Origin of the sequence: Nitratiruptor sp. YY09-18, from assembly GCF_016593235.1 — a bacterium.
In the GTDB taxonomy this organism is placed as follows: Bacteria; Campylobacterota; Campylobacteria; order Campylobacterales; family Nitratiruptoraceae; genus Nitratiruptor.
In genome coordinates, this window is the sequence record NZ_AP023065.1 from 356,072 (window position 1) to 376,048 (window position 19,977).

Here is a 19,977-nt window from a genome sequence, read left to right on the forward strand (position 1 = left end):
ATGATGTACTTTCATTATACTTTTATAAATCTAATGCTTGGCTTAAATTTATGCTACTATTTTACGATGAATAGTGAACTTAAAAATATTATAATCTGCCACCATTGCCAAACACCCAATAAGAAGAAACATTTGCAAGAGAACGAAGCAGCCTATTGTGCAACATGTGAGAGCTTTTTATATAGCAATGATCCACTGCTTTTGCAAAAACTCTTTGCATTTTCACTAAGTGCTTTGATATTTTTTACAATAGCAAATATCTATCCGATTGTTGCGATAAATATAAGCGGTTTACAGGGGGAATTGACTCTGCTAGAAGCTATATTGCGCCTTTTTGATGAGGAGTTTGTATTTGTCTCATTCTTTTCGCTGCTAGTGCTCTTTATCTTTCCACTGCTATTGATGGTTCTTCTATTTTGCTATGCTTTTTTGATGCTATTTTTTCCTCTGTGTACTCTTAGCAAAAATATTCTCATTGCTATCTCAGTTGTGAGGCGATGGAGTATGCTCGATATCTTTTTTATAGCTATTTTGGTTGCACTGATCAAAATATATGAATACTCTTCTATTTACTTTGGTCCTGCATTTTGGTCACTGGCAATTTTTATAATTATTGAAATATATTTGGTGCGTATGCAACCTATAGATATGCTATGGAGTATCTGGGAGGAAAGATGTGAAGTATCTTAGATGTCTCTATTGTGATGCTACAAACCCAAAAAATCATGAAGTGTGCTGGCGATGTGCGCTTCCTTTGGATTATGATCGCAAAAAGAGTATTCACAAAAGTCTTGCTTTTTTGTTTGCTGCCATAATTTTCTACATTCCTGCAAACCTCTATCCTGTATTGCAAACTGCGAAGTTTTCCGAGTCTCATGGAAGTACAATTCTTGAGGGTGTCTTATCAATGTGGCAAAGTGGTGACTATCCTGTTGCCATCATTATTTTCATAGCATCCATTTTTATTCCAATGCTCAAATTTATCATCCTTTTTTACCTTATTATAAGTATAATGCGTTGCAGCGCCAAAAGAGTAAGAGAAAAGATCAAGCTCTACTTCCTCATTGAGCTTACAGGACCCTGGTCACTCATAGATGTGTTTGTAGTCTTAATTTTGGTAGCTTTGATACACTTTAAAAATATAGCTATAATTCCTGGAATTGGAGTGACATCTTTTGCCCTCATGGTAGTATTGACACTTTTGAGCGCAAATGCCCTAGATCCAAGAGCTTTAGGAGAAAATTGTGAAGAATGATGAGATTGTTGAAGTAAAAATCAAAAAGAGAGAAATCCATTTTCTTATTTGGCTTGTCCCAATTGTAGCTTTTATTATTGGTGGTTGGATGGTGTACAAATACTATACAAAACTTGGACCACTTATCACTATAACCTTTAAAAATAGTGGAGGACTAGAGCCAAAGCAGTCGTATGTAAAGTTTCGGGATGTCAAAGTTGGTATAGTCGAAAAGATAGAGATTCTCAAGCAAAAAGATGGCGTAGTAGTCTATGTGAGAATGAACAGGGATGTAGAGCCATTTCTCAATGAATATACAAAATTTTGGATAGTCAAGCCTGAAATTACGGCAGGGAAAGTAAGAGGTCTCGATGCTCTTATGAGCGGAAGTTACATCCAAATGGAGAGTAAGCTTGGAGGCAATAGTCGCTATACATTTAAGGGTCTTGAGTCTCCGCCACTTGAGTTCGATGCAAGCCAGGGAAGCACATTTGTATTGGAGAGCAGCTCTTCATATACATTGAGTGTAGGTCTGCCTATCTACTACAAAGATCTCGAAGCTGGATCGGTAAAAAAGGTGGAACTCGCTAAAAATGGTGAAGAGGTATTGATATATGTTTTCATCCGCCATCCATTTGATAGATACATTAATGATACGACGCAGTTTTGGAATCTCAAAAGCTTTGACGTGCAGATTGATCAAAGTGGCCTCAAAGTTAAAACTCCTTCCATCTCACAGCTTCTCTTGGGAGGTATCGCATTTGGTACCACAGATCTCCATCGAAAGAGATCAAAAAATCTTACGCACTTTTGGCTCTACAGCTCCAAAGATGAAGCAGCGCGTGCAAGGCTTGGAGCTAAGAGAGCCAAATTTATTCCAATGTTGATACATTTTGGAGAGGGGAGCGGGTATCTGCATAAAGGTGATGAGATACTCTTTAAAGGGTATAAAGTAGGTTACATTAAAGATATCAGATCAAAAATTTTTGACAAAGATATTACAGCTACAATTATAGGAATGCTTGATATCAATGCCTTTAGCGATCAAAACCGCAGTGGTCAAGAGGGGTTACGAGAAGCTTTTTCAAAAGGGATTGTTGCGACTTTACAAAAAAACAATCTCCTTACAAATAGCTATCACATAGAGCTGAGCTTTGATGGGAAGAGTCGTAAGATGAAAAAAATTGATGGTCTCTTGGTGCTCCCATCAAAGAGGAGTGTGGAGGATAGATTCTTTGAGCAGATTCAAAAAATCCTCGATAAGATCCAAAAACTCCCTCTTAAAGAGAGTTTAGAGTCATTTAGCAATATGATGAAACAAAACAGCAAGCCGTTGCAAAAACTCCTTGTAGATACCGACGCGAGCATCAAAGAGTTGCATAAGATTTTGGAGCAAAATGCTACAAAGAGCTTACCTCAAGAATTTGCACAAACTATGCAAGAGCTGCAAAAAACTCTCAAAGAGTATAAGAAGTTAGCACAAAGCTATGCAAAGGATTCGATGTTCCAGGCAAAACTCGAACAGACACTCAAGGATATTGATACAGCATCCCAATCACTCAATAAGCTTTTGATAAAGATCTATAAAAAACCAAATGCTGTGGTATTTGGAGATTAGATGCGAGGATTAATTTTTCTGCTACTCATCTTTTTTGCAGGGTGTAGTTCAAAGCAGGTCTATATCCCTGCTGCCCCGCAACCGCAACAACAAAGTATAAAAAGGTGCACTATAGGAGTGATGCAGCTAGATCTACCCTGGTATATGCTCGAGGGTAAAATCTATGATAAGAATGAAAAAAAGTATATAGATATTGGATTGAGCGAAGATATAGCTGATTGGTTGATGCAAAGAGGTGTATACTATTTGCAAAACTCTTTTCCAAATGCTACAGTAGGCCGCTATCCATGGGATTTTGACAAAAAGCCGCAATTGTTGGTCCATATTGTCATTGATGAGCTTTTTGTAAAAAATAATACTATGATAGTAGAGGGAAAAGTTTTTATTAACGAGCAGGCAAAAATATTGCGATTTGAGGAGTCCCTGAATACCAATTTGTACAAATCAATAGACAAAATTTTTGCTAAGCTTCTAGCTTTTGTAGTTACAGAGGTAGATAGATCTTGTCAAGAAGCTCTTGATACTCACTTTTGACATCGCTATCAGAGGTGATTCCGCCTCCGCTTTTGTAGATAAGACCTTGTGGTGTCTTTTCAATGAAGCGAATCATAACTCCACTATCTAAATTCTTTCCATCAAAGTAACCGAAAATACCTGTATAAAAGTCTCTTTCGTACTTTTCAGCTCTTTTAATGATTTGGCAGGTGCTCTTTTTGGGAGTTCCTGTGATGCTTCCAGCTGGCAGCAAAGCATTAAAAATCTCTCCGAGTTTCGCTGTCCAATCCTTTGGGAGTTTTCCAGCTATTTCGCTCGATACTTGCAGCAGCTCTTTCTCTCCTGCAAGAATCTTATCAACATAGCGAAATCTCTTGACTCTTACCCCTCTTGCTACCTGGTTGAGGTCGTTGCGCAGCAGATCTACCACCATCGTGTGTTCAGCCATCTCTTTGATATCTTGCAGGATTTTATTTTTGGCATCTGGAATAGATGCATCGATTGTTCCCTTCATAGGGTAGGTGCTGATAGTATCATCTTCTATTTTTATAAATCTTTCAGGTGAAAAGCATATAAACTCATCTTGGAAATAGAGCTTGAATTTGGCTTTGGTAGCAAAAAATATCTCTTGGAGCGAATGTGAAGTTTTGATGGGGGTAGGGAATGTAAGATTGAGCAGATATGTGTTGCCTTTGCGGATCTGCTCTTGCACATATGTAAAAGCTTTGGCATAGTGGGCAAAATCTATCGGCTCTTTTTGAATGATTGTAGGATAGATCTTTGGTGGGAGGGTGTAATTTTTAAAACTTGGGACTTTGAAATAGATATTATGAAGCTCTTCTATAGGTTTAGCAAAAACCTTGCACTTATCATAGCTTATAACAAAGAGAAAAGGGATTCCTCTTTTTGCGTAGTATGAGAGTCTATCCATTGATGAGAAGATCAAGAACCGCCATACGTACTGCTACCCCATTCTTAACCTGCTCTAAAACCTTACAGCGAGGATCAGCAAGCACTTCATCGCTTATATCGATATTGCGATGGACTGGTCCTGGATGGAGTATCATGATATTGCGATTTGCTATGAGATCTTTTGTGATGCAATATTCACTTCCATAATCTTTCAAAGAGGCATAGATGGGATATTTGTGGCGCTCAGTCTGGGTGCGAAGACTCATTATTACATCCACTTCATCGATCACATCTTGCAAAGAGTAAGTACTTCGCAGTGAGGTTTTTGGCAAAAAGTGGGGTGGAGCGACGAGGATGACCTCCATACCAAAGCGCTGCAAGAGCTCAATATTGGAGTTTGCTACGCGAGAGTTTTTGATATCTCCTACGATTGCTATTTTTTTGCCTTCAACGTCTGGAATATACTGTTTGATTGTAAAAAGATCTAAGAGTGCTTGAGTAGGATGCGCGTGTGCACCATCGCCTCCATTGATGAGCGATGCACAGACGTAGCGGGCCAAGATGTTTGGTACGCCTGCACTTTTGTGACGCACAACTATCGCATGTGGTCCCATAGCATCAAGATTGGCTGCAGTATCAAAGAGGGTTTCCCCTTTTTTGGTTGAGCTTTTGGAGACATCGAGGCTAACAACTTCAGCACCGAGTCTTTTAGCGGCCACTTCAAAACTGCTGCGTGTTCTTGTGGAGTTTTCAAAAAATATAGTTATAATGAGCTTGTTTGCTAGGAGTTTTTCTGGTTCATTTTGCAAAAATCTCTTCGCACGTGTAAAAATCTCTTCGATTTGCTGCTTTGTTAAATCTTTGGTTGAGATAAGATGTTTTGCCATTTCACAATTGCCTCACAAAAATTTCATATATTATACAAAAATATGAGGAGGCGAAGATGAAAAAGTTGATAGTTCTGAGTATGATTGCAGCTTTGGCAATGGCAGAAACTATAACTTTTAAAAAGTATATCCCTGTATATAAGAGTGTTGAAGTACATAAAGAGGTGATTCGCAAAAGACCATACGAAGAGTGCTGGAATGAAGAGGTTCCTGTAGATGAAGGGGTAGATGAGGGGACAGTAGGCGCAGTGATTGGCGGAGCTGCAGGAGGAATCTTGGGACATCAAATTGGAAAAGGCAGCGGTAAAACAGCAGCAACTATTGGTGGGGCTGTTATAGGTACTTTGGTGGGCAAAAATCTCGCACAAAGCAGAGCAAAACCAGGATATCGTGTCGTGAGACGCTGTCGCACAAAATACTCTCGCGAAAGAGATGTAGTTATTGAGTATAAAAACTACGCAAAAGTAGAAGGGCGTACTATCATTAAATATAGCGACAGACCACTTAGCTCAATCCCTGTGAAGATAATTATCAAATACTGATGTAAGCTCAAGAGGCACTTGACCAAAGTGCTTCTTATAAAATGGATAGGTAATTGTAAAAAATTCTTCTTTATCTTTGAAAAGATTGACATACCAATAATGTGTGATCGATCTATTTCGCAGAGCCTCAAGACTCAAAAGTGTTTGGTTTATGCAGCCAAGCTGCGAGGGGGTGACGAGGAGAGCTTGAGCTTTGCTCTCTTTGATAAGATCAATCATATAGTAATCCTCTTCAATTGGTACCATCAAACCTCCAGCACCTTCGATGAAAAGGATATCGCAACTCTTTTCAAGCTCTTCTATCTTTTCTGAAATTAATCCAATATCGATTTTTTCCTCTCCCTTGGCTACATAGGGAGCTGCTGGAAGCTTGAAACTATAAAAGACAATATCATTAACTTCTATATCTTTATAAAATTGATTGAAGCGCTGACAAGTCTGCAGCAGCTCTTTTCCATCAAGAGGTATAGTTGCTACACCTGTCTCAATTGGTTTGCACACTCCTGGTCGTAACCCTTGCTTGGCCGCGAGCTCTATAAGCTTTTTGGTTGTATAGGTTTTGCCTACATTTGTATCTGTTGCAGTGATAAAGAGTCTCATGAGAATAATTGTAGTCTATTTAAGGTTAAATTTGCAAAATATGAAAATTTTGGCTCCTATATTGGCCATAATATGGTAAGTAGTGCAAGTTTGACAAAACCTTAAAAGTTTGTTAATATGAATTTGCTCTCCCAAGCTCCTTGATATTTCCTATAAAAGTGTATAATTATTAATGAATATACAAAGAGGGAATAGATGGAGATAAAAACAGAGTCACAAGAGATAACAGAGCTCAAAGAGCCTAAAAAATATAAAGTTTTTTTACTGAATGACGACTACACTACAATGGATTTTGTAGTGGATGTGTTGTGTGAGATTTTTCACAAAACCTATGAAGAGGCAGTAAATATTATGTTAAAAATTCATAAAGAGGGCAAAGGCTTATGCGGTGTATACACATATGAGATCGCTGAGACAAAGGTAGATCAGGTTCATCGTCTTGCCAGAGCCCATGAGTTTCCGCTCAAAGCGACAATGGAGGAAGAATAATGATTAGTAACCAACTCAACTCAATTTTTAAAGAAGCGGTGCGTTACGCTAAAAGCCACCGTCATGAATATTTAACCTTAGAGCATGTCTTTTTGGCAGTACTCAACTCGCCAGAGGGTGAAGCGATACTCAAAGAGGCAGGAGCTGATGTGCTCACACTCAAAAAAAAGCTTATCGCTCATCTAGAAAATACGCTCAAACCGCTTCCAACAAATGTAGTGCGTGAGCCTTTTGAGACCGTGGCACTTTCACGCGTCATTGAGAATATGATCCGCCATATCCAGAGTGCCGATAAAAAAGAGGCGACTGTAGGTGATCTCTTGGCGGCAATTTTTGATGAAGAGCACTCATACAGTGTCTATCTACTCAAAGAGCAAGGAATTAGTAAGCTTGATATTTTGGAAGTGATATCCCATCGTCCTGAACCAAAAGAGGAGCAGCGAACGAGTAAAAAGAGCGAAGATGAGAGTTATCTTGCTAAATTTACAGTAGATCTCTTGGCTGAGGCAAAAGAGGGGCGCATTGATCCAGTAATTGGACGCGATAAAGAGATAGAGCGCGTTATGCAGATTCTTTGTCGTCGCAAGAAAAACAACCCATTGCTTGTGGGTGAACCAGGTGTTGGAAAAACTGCGATAGCAGAAGGATTAGCGCTTAAAATTGCAAACCAAGACGTACCAGAAATCCTTAAAAATGCAACACTCTATTCATTGGATATGGGTGCACTCTTGGCTGGCACAAAGTATAGAGGTGATTTTGAAAAGCGTCTCAAAGGAGTCATTGAAGAGCTCAAATCGATTCCAGAAGCAATTTTGTTCATCGATGAGATTCACACAATTGTAGGTGCAGGAGCGACGCAGGGTGGAAGCATGGATGCTTCAAATATGCTCAAGCCTGCTCTTGCTAGTGGTGCAATTAAGTGTATAGGAGCTACGACATATAGCGAGTTTCGTAACTTTTTAGAAAAAGATAGAGCTCTTAGCAGACGTTTTGCAAAAGTTGACGTAAAAGAGCCAGATTTAGAGACTACATTTAAGATCCTTAGAGGGCTCAAAGACAAATATGAAAAGCACCACGATGTGAAGTATCACTTGAGTGCTTTGCGCAGTGCTGTGGAGCTTAGTGACAAATATATCAATGATAGACAGCTTCCAGATAAGGCGATTGATCTCATAGATGAGGTGGGTGCTAGTTTTCACTTGCGCAAAAAGCGTCGTAGAGTTGTCACAGTCAATGATATCGAAGATACAATTGCAAAGATGGTAGGTCTTCCACCGCAGCGTGTGACACACGATGATGTGGCAATTCTCAAAAACCTTGATGAGCGCCTCAAATCTCGCGTTCTTGGACAAGCAGAAGCGTGCGAGGCACTTGCTACTGCTATTAAGCGCAGTCGTGCTGGACTCAATCCGCCAAATAAACCGATCGGATCGTTCTTGTTTGTAGGTCCTACTGGTGTAGGTAAAACTGAATTAGCCAGGGAGCTTGCACGCACGATGGGAGTACATTTTGAGCGCTTTGATATGAGTGAATATATGGAGAAACACGCCATATCGCGTCTTATTGGAGCACCTCCTGGATATGTAGGCTATGAAGAGGGAGGTTTACTCACTGAGACAATCCGTAAGCATCCATATACGGTGCTTTTGTTGGATGAGATAGAGAAAGCCCATCCAGACCTTATCAATATTTTGTTGCAAGTGATGGATAACGCAACGTTAACAGACAATAATGGAAATGTAGCAGATTTTAAACATGTCATTATCATAATGACATCAAATGTTGGTGCTACTGAAGCCAATATTATGGGCTTTAAGAAGGAGTCAGTGAGCAAATTTGATGAGGCGCTCAAGCAGTATTTCACGCCAGAGTTTCGCAACCGCCTCGATGCGATTATACGCTTTAGACCATTAAGTCTTGAGATCGTTGAGGGAATTGTGGATAAATTCATTGAAGAGCTCAATATGCAGCTCGATAACAAAGGCATTACACTTGTTCTCACCAAAAGAGCCAAAGAGTATCTTGCAAAAAAAGGCTACAGTGAAGAGCTTGGTGCAAGACCGCTTGCACGGGTCATTGCCGAAGAGATCAAGACGCCACTTACTGATCATATCCTCTTTGGCAAACTCCGTAATGGAGGTAAAGTAGAGGTAGACTATAAAAATGAGTATCTGGTGTTCGATTTCAAATGATCGTAGTGCCACAGCTAAGTAGATTTAGTTACGTATTTCCAGATCCTCGCCGCGCATCCCCTGAAGGTATTGTAGCTTTTGGCGGGGATCTGAGTCCCCATCGCATCCTCACAGCCTATCGCAACGGTATTTTCCCTTGGTACAACGAAGGTGATCCAATTCTTTGGTGGTCTCCAGATCCAAGATGTATACTCTATCCAGACAATATCAAAATATCTCGCTCACTCAAAAAGAGTCTCAAAAAATATGAAGTTCGCGTCGATACTAATTTTGAAGCAGTTATAAAAAACTGCAAAGATATTCGCGATGAGACGTGGATACTGCCTGAAATCATTGAGGCCTTTTGTGAGCTCCATGAGATGGGATTTGCTCACTCCATTGAGACATACTATGAAGGGAAGCTTGTGGGTGGGCTCTATGGTCTGAGTCTTGGTGGAGTATTTTTTGGTGAGAGTATGTTTAGTAAACGCAGTGATGCGAGTAAAGTTGCTCTTGTAAGGCTATGTGATATAGCAAAAAGATTCGATTTTGATTTTATTGATTGTCAGATTCCAAGTGCACATCTAAGGCGCATGGGAGCTGAAGAGATTGCACGAGAGCAGTTTTTGAATGAACTAGAGAATGCTTTGCAAAAAAGTGGAAAATATGGAAAATGGGAGGATATATGTTTTTAGAAGATATCGAGTTTTCATTGTGGGTTGATTTTATAGAAAGAGAGTTCATTCACACAACACTCAAAAATCTCATTGAGCAAAATATTGTCAATGGCGCTACGAGTAATCCGGCAATTTTTAAAAATGCAATCTTGAATTCACCAGCATACAAGGAGCAGCTAGCAAAACTAAGTGGTGATGCAAAAGCAAAGTATGAAGCATTAGCAATAGAAGATATCAAGATGGCTGCTGATGTACTTAAGCCACTATATGATAAAGGAGATGATGGCTTTGTTAGTATAGAGGTTGATCCAAGACTTGCATACGATGCTTTTGGGACTGTAGAAGAGGCAAAAAGACTTTTAGCAAAAATTGGTAGAGACAATGTGATGATAAAAGTACCTGTGACTCCAGCGGGATGTGAAGCTATTGAGGAGCTTATAAGAGATGGTGTCAATGTCAATGCGACGCTCATTTTTTCGCCAAAGCAAGCAGATGAGTGTCTTGATGCGATGGAGAGAGGCTTCAAAAGTGGTTCACAAAGCCATGCAGTTTTGAGCATTTTTGTAAGCCGCTTTGATAGAAAGCTTGATCCCTATTTAGCGCAAAAGGGACTTCCAGTTGGCCGTGTAGGGATAATGAATGCGGCAAAAATCTACAATATGATCAAAAAACGCAACCTCCCGCATACCAAAGCGCTCTTTGCAAGCACAGGAGTCAAAGGTGGCAACTATCCGTCTCATTACTATATTTCTGAACTTGTAGCTCCAAGAGCGATAAACACAGCTCCAGTTGAGACGATTGAAGCTTTTGTCAAAGAGGGAGACAAAAGGGCTAGGCTGCCTATATCAAATGAAGAGATTGAGAAGTTTTTTATACAGCTCAAAGCTAACGGAATCGATATGAAAAAAGTCTATGATGAACTTTTGCACGAGGGGCTTGATGCGTTCGTGCAAGCTTTTGAAGAGATTTTGAAGGAGCTCTCATGAATCAAAGCTTTAACCCAAGTTCCCACGATTTTCGGATGACCAAAAAGCTTAATCGCTATTTGCAAGAGCTTGTAGATTTGGGTGGAAGCGATTTACATATCAAGGCCAATTCTCCAATATATGCACGTATTAATGGCGATATTGTACCTCTCTCTACAGATACTATTTCTAAAGAGGATGCGCTTCTTTTGGCTAAAGAGCTTTTGCGCAGCCGTTTTAATGAGCTTGCAGAACAAAAAGATGTAGATCTCATCTACTCCTATGATACTAAAAATCGCTTCCGTAGCAACATATTTTTCCAGATAGACGGTGTTTCGGCTGTTTTTCGTGTCATTCCAACTGAGATTAAAACAATAGATGAGCTTGGGTTACCAGAGGCTGTGAAAAAGATAGCAGATCTGCATAGAGGCCTTGTGCTCGTTACTGGTATCACTGGGAGCGGTAAATCAACAACAATGGCAGCAATTTTAGATGAGATCAACCGTAAGCGCAATGCGCACATTATTACTATCGAAGATCCGGTGGAGTTTGTTCATCAAAACAAAAACTCTATCGTCAATCAGCGAAGTCTTGGTCAGGACACTCCCTCATATGCAAGGGCTCTACGGGCAGCTTTGCGTGAAGACCCTGATATTATAGTCATTGGTGAGATGCGTGACCTTGAGACTATCGAAATGGCGCTTCATGCTGCTGAGACTGGACACTTGGTGTTCTCTACACTCCACACACTCGATGCCAAAGAGACTATTAATAGGATAATATCAGTCTTTCCTAGCCAGGAGCAAAACCGTATCCGCATAGTCTTAGCTTCTGTGCTTGAGAGTATCCTTTCACAAAGACTTGTCAAAACAAAAGATGGTGGAAGGGCTGCGGCTTTGGAGATTCTATTTAAAACAGAGCGTATTGCTTCTCTCATTATAGATAAAAGTGATAGTGAAATTAGTGAAGCTATTGAAGGTGGCAAGATCTACGGTATGCAAACCTTTGACCAATCACTTCTCGATCTTTATGATAAAGGAATTATAGATGAAGAAGAGGCATTGGCAAATGCAACATCCAAAGGTGACTTGAAGCTCAAGCTCAAACAGGTGGAAGCTACGAAAAAGAGTGCAGATCTTGTGGGAGAGGATGGCATAATTGATCTTAAGCTTTAAGTGAAAATAAAATTAATTTCGCTATAATAAGCTCCCATTTTTAAAAAAAGGAAGAGAAATGTTAGAAGGCATTGTAAGAGAGAGTACCGGCAAAAAAGCTACAAAAGCTTTGCGACGGGATGGTTATCTTATTGCCAACATTTATGGAAAAGAGTTTCCAAACATAAATGCGGCATTCAAGAAGGGCGATTTCATCAGAGCCGTTCGCCACAAGGAAAAACTCGCTTTTCCAGTGAAAGTAGGTGATAAAGAGTTAGAAGTTGTTGTGCAGGAGTACCAAAAAGATCCTGTAACATACGATCTATTGCATGTAGACTTGATGGTGGCACAACCTGGTGTAGTAACTTACTACATGGTACCTATCAAAACTATTGGAACACCAATTGGTCTCAAAAACAAAGGTGTTTTGATCACTTCAAAAAGAAGAATCAAAGTTAAAGGCGCAATAGAGAATATCCCTGATAGCATTACGCTTGATGTAAGCAATCTCGATGTAGGTGATGCAATTCTCATCAGAGATATCGAACTTCCAGAGGGTGTTGAGCATATGACACCAGAACATGTTGCAGTTGTGGGTGTTGTAAAAGCGAAATAATGTTTCTCATTGTAGGATTGGGTAATCCTGGCAAAAAATATGAGAAAAATAGGCACAATGTAGGATTCATGGTGGTCGATATCCTTATCGACCGCCTCTCTCCTCAGTCCATCTCCAAGCAGACTTTCAAAGGTGAACTTTTTAAAGCTGGAGAAATACTCCTTCTCAAACCAGCTACATATATGAATCTTAGCGGCGAGAGTGTCCAAGCGGTCAAAAACTTCTATAAAATTGATCTAGATCATACTATTGTTATCCATGATGATCTTGATCTCGGTCTTGGTGCAATCCGCATCAAAAAAGGTGGCGGTCACGGTGGTCACAATGGCCTCAAATCAATCGATGCAGCCATAGGAAAAGAGTATATACGTATCCGGTTTGGAATAGGGCGCCCTGAAAGAAAAGAAGAAGTTATTCATTATGTATTGAGTGATTTTTCATCACAAGAATTATCTTGCATTCAAGAACCACTCCAAAAAGCAGCCGATGCAGCTATAGAACTTACACGTAAACCTCTTGAAGTTGTAAGAAGTCAATACTCCCAAAAACCTCCAAGCTGTGACTAAAGAGTTTTTTGCTACAATCTGAAAAATTTTAAAGAGGCGCGATGGCAAAACGCTACTTAGCCAAACTCTATAGCAAATACTTTTTAATTATTCTCAGTGCTTTGGTTTTATTTTTTGTAGGTTTAGACTTTTTACAAGCATTCAAAAAGCTTCCAGATTCAGCAAACCTCCAACTTCTCTACATTTTCTATAGATTTTTGCACGGTATTGATATCCTCTATCCCATATCACTTGTCTTTGCCATGATAGGGCTCAAAGTCATGCTTATTCGCTCCAATGAACTTGTGGCACTCTATGCACTAGGGTACAGTAAGCGTGCGATTTTGGCACCAATGTTTTTGACCTCATTAGTGCTTACTTTCATCTACTTTTTCTTACATCTCACATCTTTTACTTATGCCAATGAGTATGCAGATAATATTCGCAAATACAACTCACTCCAAAGTGCAACCAAAGAGCTCTATTTTAAATACAATAGTAGCTATGTCTATTTTGATAAGCTCTTGCCTTTGGCGCAAGAGGCTTTTGATATTCGTATATTCGAAACCAAAGGGAGGAATCTTCAAAAGATCGTCACTGCCAAAAGAGCAAAATTTACCCAAGATCACTGGCATCTGTTCGGAGCAAAAATTGTGCAAAATTTTGGAGACCACATAGAGGTGCGAAGAAGTGATCTTAATACACTCTATGGCTACAAACCAAAAATCCTCGATAGCGTATATGAAGGCAAAAGCAACATATCCCTTCTTGATGCAATCTATGCGCTTGAACTCTTCTATAAGCAAAAAATCGATACCCAAAAACTCAAAGCTGTGGTCTACTACAATCTCTTTTATCCATTTTTTGCACCACTTCTTATGATCATCATCTTCTATTTTGTTCCTATTACTGCTCGTATAGCTTCACTCAATCTCTTCAGTTTTGGTGCTATTGTATTTACGCTTTTTAGTTGGGGGGTTCTCTATACCCTAGCGAAGATGGCTTTCAATGGTGCACTTAAGCCTGAGGCGGCAATATTGATACCTATTGGAATCCTCTTTATTGTGTCTTTTTATTTTTATAAGAAATTCTAAAAACTTTTGCTAATATTGGGCAAATTTTTCAAGGATGCAGAGTGGATTATAAAGCATTAGTACAAAAATATGATACACCTTTGTATGTGTATAATTTTGACATAGTTGCACAAAATTTTATGCAGATTAAAAATGCTTTCAAGGCGAGAAAATCTCTTATAGCATATGCAGTCAAAGCAAATTCTAATATGAGTCTTTTAAAGCATCTCGCAAATCTTGGAAGTGGAGCAGACTGTGTAAGTATTGGTGAGGTTAAGCGTGCACTTTTGGCTGGTATTCCTCCTTATAAAATCATTTTTAGTGGTGTAGGGAAGCGTGATGATGAGATAGCCGAGGCTTTGGAAAAAGATATTCTTTTTATCAACGTAGAGAGTGAAGCTGAGCTTGGACGCATAGAAGATATAGCAAAATCAATGGGTAAAGTAGCCCGTATAAGTATACGCGTCAATCCCAATATCGATCCAAAGACTCACCCCTATATCTCTACAGGTTTAAGTGAGAATAAGTTTGGTGTAGAAATTGATGTGGCTAAGAAACTCTATCTCCAGGCTAAAAATTCTCCATATCTTCAGCCAGTTGGTATCCATTTTCACATAGGAAGCCAATTGACTGAACTTGAACCTATCAAAGAGGCAAGTGAAAAAGTGGCTGATCTTGTGAGAGCTTTGCAAAAGATAGACATAGATATCAAGTTTTTTGATGTTGGTGGGGGTTTAGGGATTCGCTATCAAGATGAAAAGACGATCGAGCCATACGATTATGCGCAAGCGATTCTTTCGACTTTAAGTGGTACAAATATGACGATTGTATGTGAACCGGGAAGATTTATCGTAGGCAATGCTGGAGTCTTTTTGACAAAAGTACTTTACGAAAAACGGACAAAATCGAAGCGCTTTATAATTGTAGATGGAGCGATGAATGATCTCTTGCGCCCAAGTCTTTACAACGCTTACCATGAAGTGGTGGTAGTTGGCAAAGAGAATGAGAGGGGGAGTAAAGCTGATGTTGTGGGACCGGTATGTGAGAGTGGGGATTTCTTAGCCAAAGAGAGGGAACTTCCTCCAACTGAACACGGTGATATTGTTTTGGTCAAAAGTGCTGGAGCATATGGATTTGTTATGAGCAGCAACTACAATACAAGACCACGGCCAGCTGAAGTCGCTCTTGAAGGTGGCAAAGATAGACTCATACGTGAACGTGAAACATTTGAATATATTATAGAAAAAGAGATAAGGTTCATGGTGTGAAATTTTTTATTGATGTGCAGGGTACTCTCATTGATGATACACACAGACTGCCACTTCCGGGAGCAATTGAGTTTGTTGATGCTCTCAATAAAAAAGCCATTCCTTATGTTATTATTACAAATAATACAAAGCAGTTAGATTTTTTAGAATATCTACGTACTCTAGGATTTGAAATCGATGATCAAAACTATATCGATCCTTTGCAGATTCTCCCTGAGGCTATGCCATACAAAAGAGTTGCCGCATATGGGCTAGATCAATTTTTGCAAACCCTGCAAAAGCTTGGATTTATACTCGAATATAAAGATCCTGAGGCAGTACTTTTAAGTGTGAAGAGAGACTATACTTTTGAAGAGTTTGCTGATATTGATGAATTTTTACTTTTAGGTAAGCCACTCTTTGGTATGCATCAGACTTCCCTCTATGCCAAAGGCGATAGGCGCTATCCAGGAGTTGGAGCATTGGCAGCTATGTTTTCTTTTGCTACAGGAGTACAGCCACAATTTATTGGGAAGCCAAGTGAATATTTTTTCAAAAAGGCTTTGGAAAAGATTGGTGCGAAAAATTTCAAAGAGATTACAATTATCAGTGATGATGTGCAGGGCGACCTCATGGGAGCCGCAAAACTTGGAATGAGGAGTGTTTTTGTTTTAAGTGGCAAATATAAAAGGGCTGAAGAGATACTACCAAAACTTGGATTTACTCCAGACCTTGTGTGTCGCGATATTGCTGAAGCTGGTAAAAAATTAGGAGTGCTGTAATGGAAGATAAATTGCAAGAGTTGCGTAAGCAGATAGATGCTATCGATGATCAACTGCTTGAACTCCTCAACAAGCGGATGGAAGTTGTCAAGGCTGTCGGTGAGCTTAAAAACAGATCAAAAGCACCGATATACCGACCAGAGCGTGAGATTGAAATTCTCAATCGTCTCAAAAAACAAAATAGAGGTCCTCTCAACGATAAAGCGATAGAGGCTATATTTTTGGAGATTTTTGCAGTCTCACGTAATTTGGAAAGACCAGAGCGCGTAGCATACCTTGGACCAGAGGGGAGTTTTACACACCAAGCTGCTGAATCGCGCTTTGGGGCGATGAGCGAGTATCTTCCAGCGCACTCTATAGCAGCAGTTTTTAAGTCAATTGAAGCAGAGAGAGCAAAGTATGGAGTGGTGCCTATCGAAAACTCCATTGATGGGGTTGTAGGAGAGACACTCGATCTTCTTGGCAAAAGTGAGCTTAAAATCGTAGCAGAAGTTTATATGCCGATCCACCACTCTTTTGCATCGCTTGAAGAGGATATTAAAAATATCAAAAAGATCTATTCCAAAGATATTGCATTTGGACAGTGTAGAAAATTTTTGCAAGAGCACTTTTTGGAAGATGTAGAGCTCATACCTGTTGAATCAACTGCAAAGGCTGCAATGCTTGCAAGTAAAGAGCCAAAAAGTGCGGCAATCTGCTCCAATATTGCGGCAAAACTTTACAATATTCCGGTTCTTTTTGAAAATATCGAAGATGTGCATACCAATATGACACGCTTTATAGTGCTGAGCAATTTCAAAAACCAGCCAAGCGGATTTGACAAAACTTCAATCCTTGCCAAGTTAGAGGATAAACCTGGAGCACTTGTAAGATTTTTGCAAGATTTTGACAAAGCCAATATAAACCTTACCAAGATTGAATCAAGGCCAGCTGAAGATAAAGATTTTAATTACTGGTTCTATATAGATTTTGATGGGCATGTAGATGATGCAAATGTCCAGGAAGTTTTCAAAAAGCATCCAAAAGAGATCAAATGGCTTGGAAGTTACGCCAAAGGAGATAATCAGTGAAATTCAATCCAACACTTTCGCGCCTCAAAACCTATGAAGCTGGCAAACCTATCGAGCTTGTTGTGAGAGAATTTGGTATAGAAGAGAAGGATATTATTAAGCTCGCATCTAATGAAAACCCCTATGGAGCAAGTCCAAAAGTAATAGAGGGTGTGCATGAGAATGCTCACAAAGTCTCCATCTATCCTGATGATAGTATGTATGAGCTCAAATCTGCTCTTTCTCAAAAATTTAATATATTTCCTGAAAACCTCATCATAGGAGCAGGAAGCGACCAGGTACTAGAGTTTTGTGCTAGAGCTGTGCTTGGTGAAGGTGATAATGTATTGATGAGTAAAATCACTTTTGCAATGTATGAGATCTATGCATTGCAGCAGGGTGCAAATATTGTGCGCAGCTCTTGCTATCGTCACGATCTGGATGAGTTTTATGATCTATACAAAAAGTACAACCCAGCTATCATCCATATCTGTACACCAAACAATCCAACAGGTGATGCACTTGATCGCGATTATCTCTATCAATTTTTAGAAGATGTAACAGATCCTCTTATCATTGTAGATTGTGCTTACATGGAGTATGCAGCCTATAAAGATCCAAAAAAGTCGATCGATCCAAAAGATCTGATTGGAAAATTCCCAAATGTGATCTATCTTGGTACATTTTCAAAAGCCTACGGCCTAGGGGGTATGCGCATAGGATATGGAATAGCGCAACCTCGTATTATCCAAGAGCTCTACAAACTGCGTCCACCATTTAATGTGACTACTCTCTCTTTAGTAGCTGCACAAGCGGCTCTTGAGGATGAGAAGTTTGTGCAAGAGACAATTCGCAAAAATTTTGAGCAGATGGAAAGATACGTGCAGTTTGCTTTGCGCGAAGGGCTTGAATTCATCGATAGCTATACCAATTTCATCACATATCTTTTTCCTTCACATCTCTCATCCAGGTATATTGCTGAATCTTTGCTGAAAAAAGGTGTTATTGTCAGAGATTTAACAAGTTACGGCATGAATGCCATTAGAATAACGATAGGAACAAAAGAGCAAAACGATAGAGTATTTACGCTCTTTAAAGAGGTACTAGATGGATATAAAAAATAAGAGTATCGATGAGTTAGAGGATATTGCTCAAAGTATTCGCCATAGAATATTAGAAGTTGTAAGCAAAAATGGCGGACACCTCAGCTCTACTTTGGGTGCAGTAGAACTTATTATAGCGATGCACTACGTCTTTGATGCTTCAAAAGATCCATTTATTTTTGATGTGAGTCATCAAGCCTATGCCCATAAGCTTTTGACTGATCGTTGGGACAAGTTTGATACTTTGCGGCAGTTTGGTGGTATCAGTGGTTATACGAAACCGAGTGAGAGTCCTTATGATTACTGGGTAGCAGGGCACAGCTCTACCTCTATCTCTTTAGCTGTTGGTGCAGCCAAAGCGATTGCTCTTAAAAGGGAAAATCGTATTCCTGTTGTACTCATCGGTGATGGTGCCATGAGTGCTGGAATGGTATATGAAGCGCTCAATGAGTTAGGTGATAGAAAATACCCTGTCGTCATTATTTTAAATGACAATGAGATGAGTATTGCCAAGCCGATCGGGGCGATTAGCAAGTATCTAAGCAAAAAAATGGCAAGCCCTTTTTATCAAAACATGAAAAAACGTACTGAGCAGCTTCTGCAGCATCTACCAGAATCTGCTACCTATATTGCCAAACGATTTGAAGAGTCCCTCAAGCTTATTACTCCTGGTGTGCTTTTTGAGGAATTGGGTCTAGACTATATAGGACCGGTTGATGGACATGATCTCAAAATTCTTATCGAAACCCTCACTATCGCCAAAGAGCTAGGTAAACCTGTTATTATTCATGCCCAAACTCTCAAAGGCAAGGGGTATAAAATTGCCGAAGGTTACTATGAGCACTGGCATGGTGTAGGACCATTTGATATAGCAACAGGTGAACCACTCAAAAAGAGTTCCAAACCCAATGCTACTTCAGTCTTTAGCAAAAAACTCTTAGAATTAGCGCGCCAAGATGAAAAAATTGTAGGTGTAACTGCTGCTATGCCAAGTGGAACAGGTCTAAAACCTCTTATCGAAGAGTTTCCCGATCGCTTTTGGGATGTTGGAATTGCTGAGCAGCATGCTGTAACATCTATGGGACCTTTGGCAAAAGAGGGTTTTAAACCATTTGTAGCAATCTACTCAACCTTTTTACAAAGAGGCTACGACCAGGTTATTCATGATATTGCGCTTATGGATGTAGGAGTTGCTTTTGCTATTGATAGGGCAGGAATCGTTGGAGAGGATGGAGAGACGCACCAGGGAGCATTTGATATAAGTTATTTGCGTCCAATTCCAAACCTTCACCTCTTTGCCCCTCGTGATGGAGCTACATTGCAAGAGGCAGTTGCATTTGCAGCCAATTTTAGAAGACCTTGCGCTTTTCGCTATCCTCGAGGAGCTTTTATTCTTGATGATGAGGTATTTGCAGCTACTCCATTTGAATTAGGCAAAGCAGAACTTTTAAAGGAAGGAAAAAGTGAAATTCTGCTTGTTGGATATGGTAATGGAGTGGGTCGTGCTTACAAAACACTCCAAGAGCTTTCAGTTGATGTAGGTCTTTTAGATTTACGTTTTGTCAAACCTCTTGATGAAGAGCTTTTGCGAGAGCTAAGCACTCGTTATAAAAAATGGTTTGTCTTTAGTGACGGTGCAAAACTTGGTGGTGTAGCAAGCGCAATTGCTGAGCTTGGTATGGATATTGAGATTGTAAGTTTTGAATTTGAGGATAGATTCATACCTCATGGAAAAATAGCAGATGTTGAGGAAGCTTTGGGTCTAACTCCCAAGCAGTTAGCACAAAAGATAGAGAGTTTACTTGCAAAGAGTTAAAA

The 19,977-nt window shown here is 39.7% G+C and carries 21 protein-coding genes; 18 read left to right on the forward strand and 3 right to left on the reverse strand.

The window, feature by feature from the left end; all coding sequences use genetic code 11:
* The first annotated feature begins 132 nt into the window (after window positions 1-132).
* From JG734_RS02110 to JG734_RS02125, 4 genes are read left to right on the forward strand one after another with little or no spacing between them, the layout of a single operon-like run.
* Window positions 133-690: a paraquat-inducible protein A gene (locus JG734_RS02110; protein ID WP_201333391.1), complete on the forward strand. Its 558-nt coding sequence runs from the start codon at window positions 133-135 to the stop codon at window positions 688-690.
* Window positions 677-1,255: a paraquat-inducible protein A gene (locus tag JG734_RS02115; protein WP_201333392.1), complete on the forward strand. Its 579-nt coding sequence runs from the start codon at window positions 677-679 to the stop codon at window positions 1,253-1,255. Before JG734_RS02110 ends, JG734_RS02115 begins: the two co-directional genes overlap by 14 nt.
* Entirely contained in the window at window positions 1,245-2,852 is a 1,608-nt protein-coding gene (locus tag JG734_RS02120; RefSeq protein ID WP_201333393.1) for an intermembrane transport protein PqiB, read from the forward strand. The genes JG734_RS02115 and JG734_RS02120 overlap by 11 nt, the downstream gene beginning before the upstream one ends.
* Window positions 2,853-3,386, forward strand: coding sequence for a hypothetical protein (locus tag JG734_RS02125; RefSeq protein ID WP_201333394.1), 534 nt, complete (start codon window positions 2,853-2,855; stop codon window positions 3,384-3,386).
* Here the strand turns inward: JG734_RS02125 and JG734_RS02130 are convergent.
* Both JG734_RS02130 and JG734_RS02135 read right to left on the reverse strand, forming a co-directional pair.
* Window positions 3,337-4,278: an aminodeoxychorismate synthase component I gene (locus tag JG734_RS02130; protein WP_201333899.1), complete on the reverse strand. Its 942-nt coding sequence runs from the start codon at window positions 4,276-4,278 to the stop codon at window positions 3,337-3,339. The genes JG734_RS02125 and JG734_RS02130 overlap by 50 nt on opposite strands.
* Entirely contained in the window at window positions 4,271-5,146 is an 876-nt protein-coding gene (locus tag JG734_RS02135; protein ID WP_201333395.1) for an aspartate carbamoyltransferase catalytic subunit, read from the reverse strand. Before JG734_RS02135 ends, JG734_RS02130 begins: the two co-directional genes overlap by 8 nt.
* Before the next feature lie 56 nt (window positions 5,147-5,202).
* On the opposite strand from JG734_RS02135, the gene JG734_RS02140 reads away from it, so the two are divergent.
* The gene (locus JG734_RS02140) at window positions 5,203-5,688 is read left to right on the forward strand and encodes a glycine zipper 2TM domain-containing protein (protein ID WP_201333396.1); all 486 of its coding nucleotides are present in this window, start codon (window positions 5,203-5,205) and stop codon (window positions 5,686-5,688) included.
* Here the strand turns inward: JG734_RS02140 and bioD are convergent.
* Complete coding sequence (gene bioD / locus JG734_RS02145; RefSeq protein WP_201333397.1) at window positions 5,656-6,288, reverse strand: dethiobiotin synthase; 633 nt, start codon at window positions 6,286-6,288, stop codon at window positions 5,656-5,658. The two genes, JG734_RS02140 and bioD, sit on opposite strands and share 33 nt — an antisense overlap.
* Before the next feature lie 195 nt (window positions 6,289-6,483).
* On the opposite strand from bioD, the gene clpS reads away from it, so the two are divergent.
* From clpS to dxs, 13 genes are read left to right on the forward strand one after another with little or no spacing between them, the layout of a single operon-like run.
* Window positions 6,484-6,777, forward strand: coding sequence for an ATP-dependent Clp protease adapter ClpS (gene clpS / locus JG734_RS02150; protein ID WP_201333398.1), 294 nt, complete (start codon window positions 6,484-6,486; stop codon window positions 6,775-6,777).
* Entirely contained in the window at window positions 6,777-8,969 is a 2,193-nt protein-coding gene (clpA, locus tag JG734_RS02155) for an ATP-dependent Clp protease ATP-binding subunit ClpA (protein WP_201333399.1), read from the forward strand. The genes clpS and clpA overlap by 1 nt, the downstream gene beginning before the upstream one ends.
* Entirely contained in the window at window positions 8,966-9,643 is a 678-nt protein-coding gene (aat, locus tag JG734_RS02160) for a leucyl/phenylalanyl-tRNA--protein transferase (protein WP_201333400.1), read from the forward strand. The genes clpA and aat overlap by 4 nt, the downstream gene beginning before the upstream one ends.
* Window positions 9,634-10,611 (forward strand): transaldolase, encoded by a 978-nt coding sequence (locus JG734_RS02165; protein WP_201333401.1) that lies wholly within the window; start codon window positions 9,634-9,636, stop codon window positions 10,609-10,611. Before aat ends, JG734_RS02165 begins: the two co-directional genes overlap by 10 nt.
* Complete coding sequence (locus JG734_RS02170; protein WP_236587006.1) at window positions 10,608-11,765, forward strand: type IV pilus twitching motility protein PilT; 1,158 nt, start codon at window positions 10,608-10,610, stop codon at window positions 11,763-11,765. Before JG734_RS02165 ends, JG734_RS02170 begins: the two co-directional genes overlap by 4 nt.
* Before the next feature lie 58 nt (window positions 11,766-11,823).
* Window positions 11,824-12,360: a 50S ribosomal protein L25/general stress protein Ctc gene (locus JG734_RS02175; protein WP_201333402.1), complete on the forward strand. Its 537-nt coding sequence runs from the start codon at window positions 11,824-11,826 to the stop codon at window positions 12,358-12,360.
* Complete coding sequence (gene pth / locus JG734_RS02180; protein ID WP_201333403.1) at window positions 12,360-12,926, forward strand: aminoacyl-tRNA hydrolase; 567 nt, start codon at window positions 12,360-12,362, stop codon at window positions 12,924-12,926. Before JG734_RS02175 ends, pth begins: the two co-directional genes overlap by 1 nt.
* 41 nt (window positions 12,927-12,967) lie before the next feature.
* Window positions 12,968-13,999, forward strand: a complete 1,032-nt coding sequence (locus JG734_RS02185) for an LptF/LptG family permease (protein ID WP_201333404.1) — start codon at window positions 12,968-12,970, stop codon at window positions 13,997-13,999.
* A 41-nt stretch (window positions 14,000-14,040) separates the two neighbouring features.
* On the forward strand, window positions 14,041-15,246 hold the full coding sequence (gene lysA, locus JG734_RS02190) for a diaminopimelate decarboxylase (RefSeq protein ID WP_201333405.1): 1,206 nt from the start codon (window positions 14,041-14,043) through the stop codon (window positions 15,244-15,246).
* Entirely contained in the window at window positions 15,243-16,007 is a 765-nt protein-coding gene (locus JG734_RS02195; RefSeq protein WP_201333406.1) for an HAD-IIA family hydrolase, read from the forward strand. Before lysA ends, JG734_RS02195 begins: the two co-directional genes overlap by 4 nt.
* Entirely contained in the window at window positions 16,007-17,077 is a 1,071-nt protein-coding gene (gene pheA / locus JG734_RS02200) for a prephenate dehydratase (RefSeq protein WP_201333407.1), read from the forward strand. The genes JG734_RS02195 and pheA overlap by 1 nt, the downstream gene beginning before the upstream one ends.
* Window positions 17,074-18,180 (forward strand): histidinol-phosphate transaminase, encoded by a 1,107-nt coding sequence (gene hisC / locus JG734_RS02205; protein ID WP_201333408.1) that lies wholly within the window; start codon window positions 17,074-17,076, stop codon window positions 18,178-18,180. The genes pheA and hisC overlap by 4 nt, the downstream gene beginning before the upstream one ends.
* A complete protein-coding gene (gene dxs, locus JG734_RS02210) occupies window positions 18,164-19,975 on the forward strand; it encodes a 1-deoxy-D-xylulose-5-phosphate synthase (RefSeq protein ID WP_201333409.1) in 1,812 nt (603 codons plus the stop codon). The genes hisC and dxs overlap by 17 nt, the downstream gene beginning before the upstream one ends.
* The last annotated feature ends 2 nt before the right edge of the window (window positions 19,976-19,977 follow it).

Coding starts and splice junctions, on each gene's coding strand:
- JG734_RS02135 (WP_201333395.1), bottom strand. CDS start 5,146: ATGGCAAAACATCTTATCTCAACCAAAGATTTAACAAAGCAGCAAATC.
- JG734_RS02170 (WP_236587006.1), top strand. CDS start 10,608: ATGAATCAAAGCTTTAACCCAAGTTCCCACGATTTTCGGATGACCAAA.
- clpS (WP_201333398.1), top strand. CDS start 6,484: ATGGAGATAAAAACAGAGTCACAAGAGATAACAGAGCTCAAAGAGCCT.
- pheA (WP_201333407.1), top strand. CDS start 16,007: ATGGAAGATAAATTGCAAGAGTTGCGTAAGCAGATAGATGCTATCGAT.
- JG734_RS02175 (WP_201333402.1), top strand. CDS start 11,824: ATGTTAGAAGGCATTGTAAGAGAGAGTACCGGCAAAAAAGCTACAAAA.
- JG734_RS02140 (WP_201333396.1), top strand. CDS start 5,203: ATGAAAAAGTTGATAGTTCTGAGTATGATTGCAGCTTTGGCAATGGCA.
- JG734_RS02130 (WP_201333899.1), bottom strand. CDS start 4,278: ATGGATAGACTCTCATACTACGCAAAAAGAGGAATCCCTTTTCTCTTT.
- aat (WP_201333400.1), top strand. CDS start 8,966: ATGATCGTAGTGCCACAGCTAAGTAGATTTAGTTACGTATTTCCAGAT.
- bioD (WP_201333397.1), bottom strand. CDS start 6,288: ATGAGACTCTTTATCACTGCAACAGATACAAATGTAGGCAAAACCTAT.
- JG734_RS02185 (WP_201333404.1), top strand. CDS start 12,968: ATGGCAAAACGCTACTTAGCCAAACTCTATAGCAAATACTTTTTAATT.
- dxs (WP_201333409.1), top strand. CDS start 18,164: ATGGATATAAAAAATAAGAGTATCGATGAGTTAGAGGATATTGCTCAA.
- pth (WP_201333403.1), top strand. CDS start 12,360: ATGTTTCTCATTGTAGGATTGGGTAATCCTGGCAAAAAATATGAGAAA.
- clpA (WP_201333399.1), top strand. CDS start 6,777: ATGATTAGTAACCAACTCAACTCAATTTTTAAAGAAGCGGTGCGTTAC.
- JG734_RS02165 (WP_201333401.1), top strand. CDS start 9,634: ATGTTTTTAGAAGATATCGAGTTTTCATTGTGGGTTGATTTTATAGAA.
- JG734_RS02125 (WP_201333394.1), top strand. CDS start 2,853: ATGCGAGGATTAATTTTTCTGCTACTCATCTTTTTTGCAGGGTGTAGT.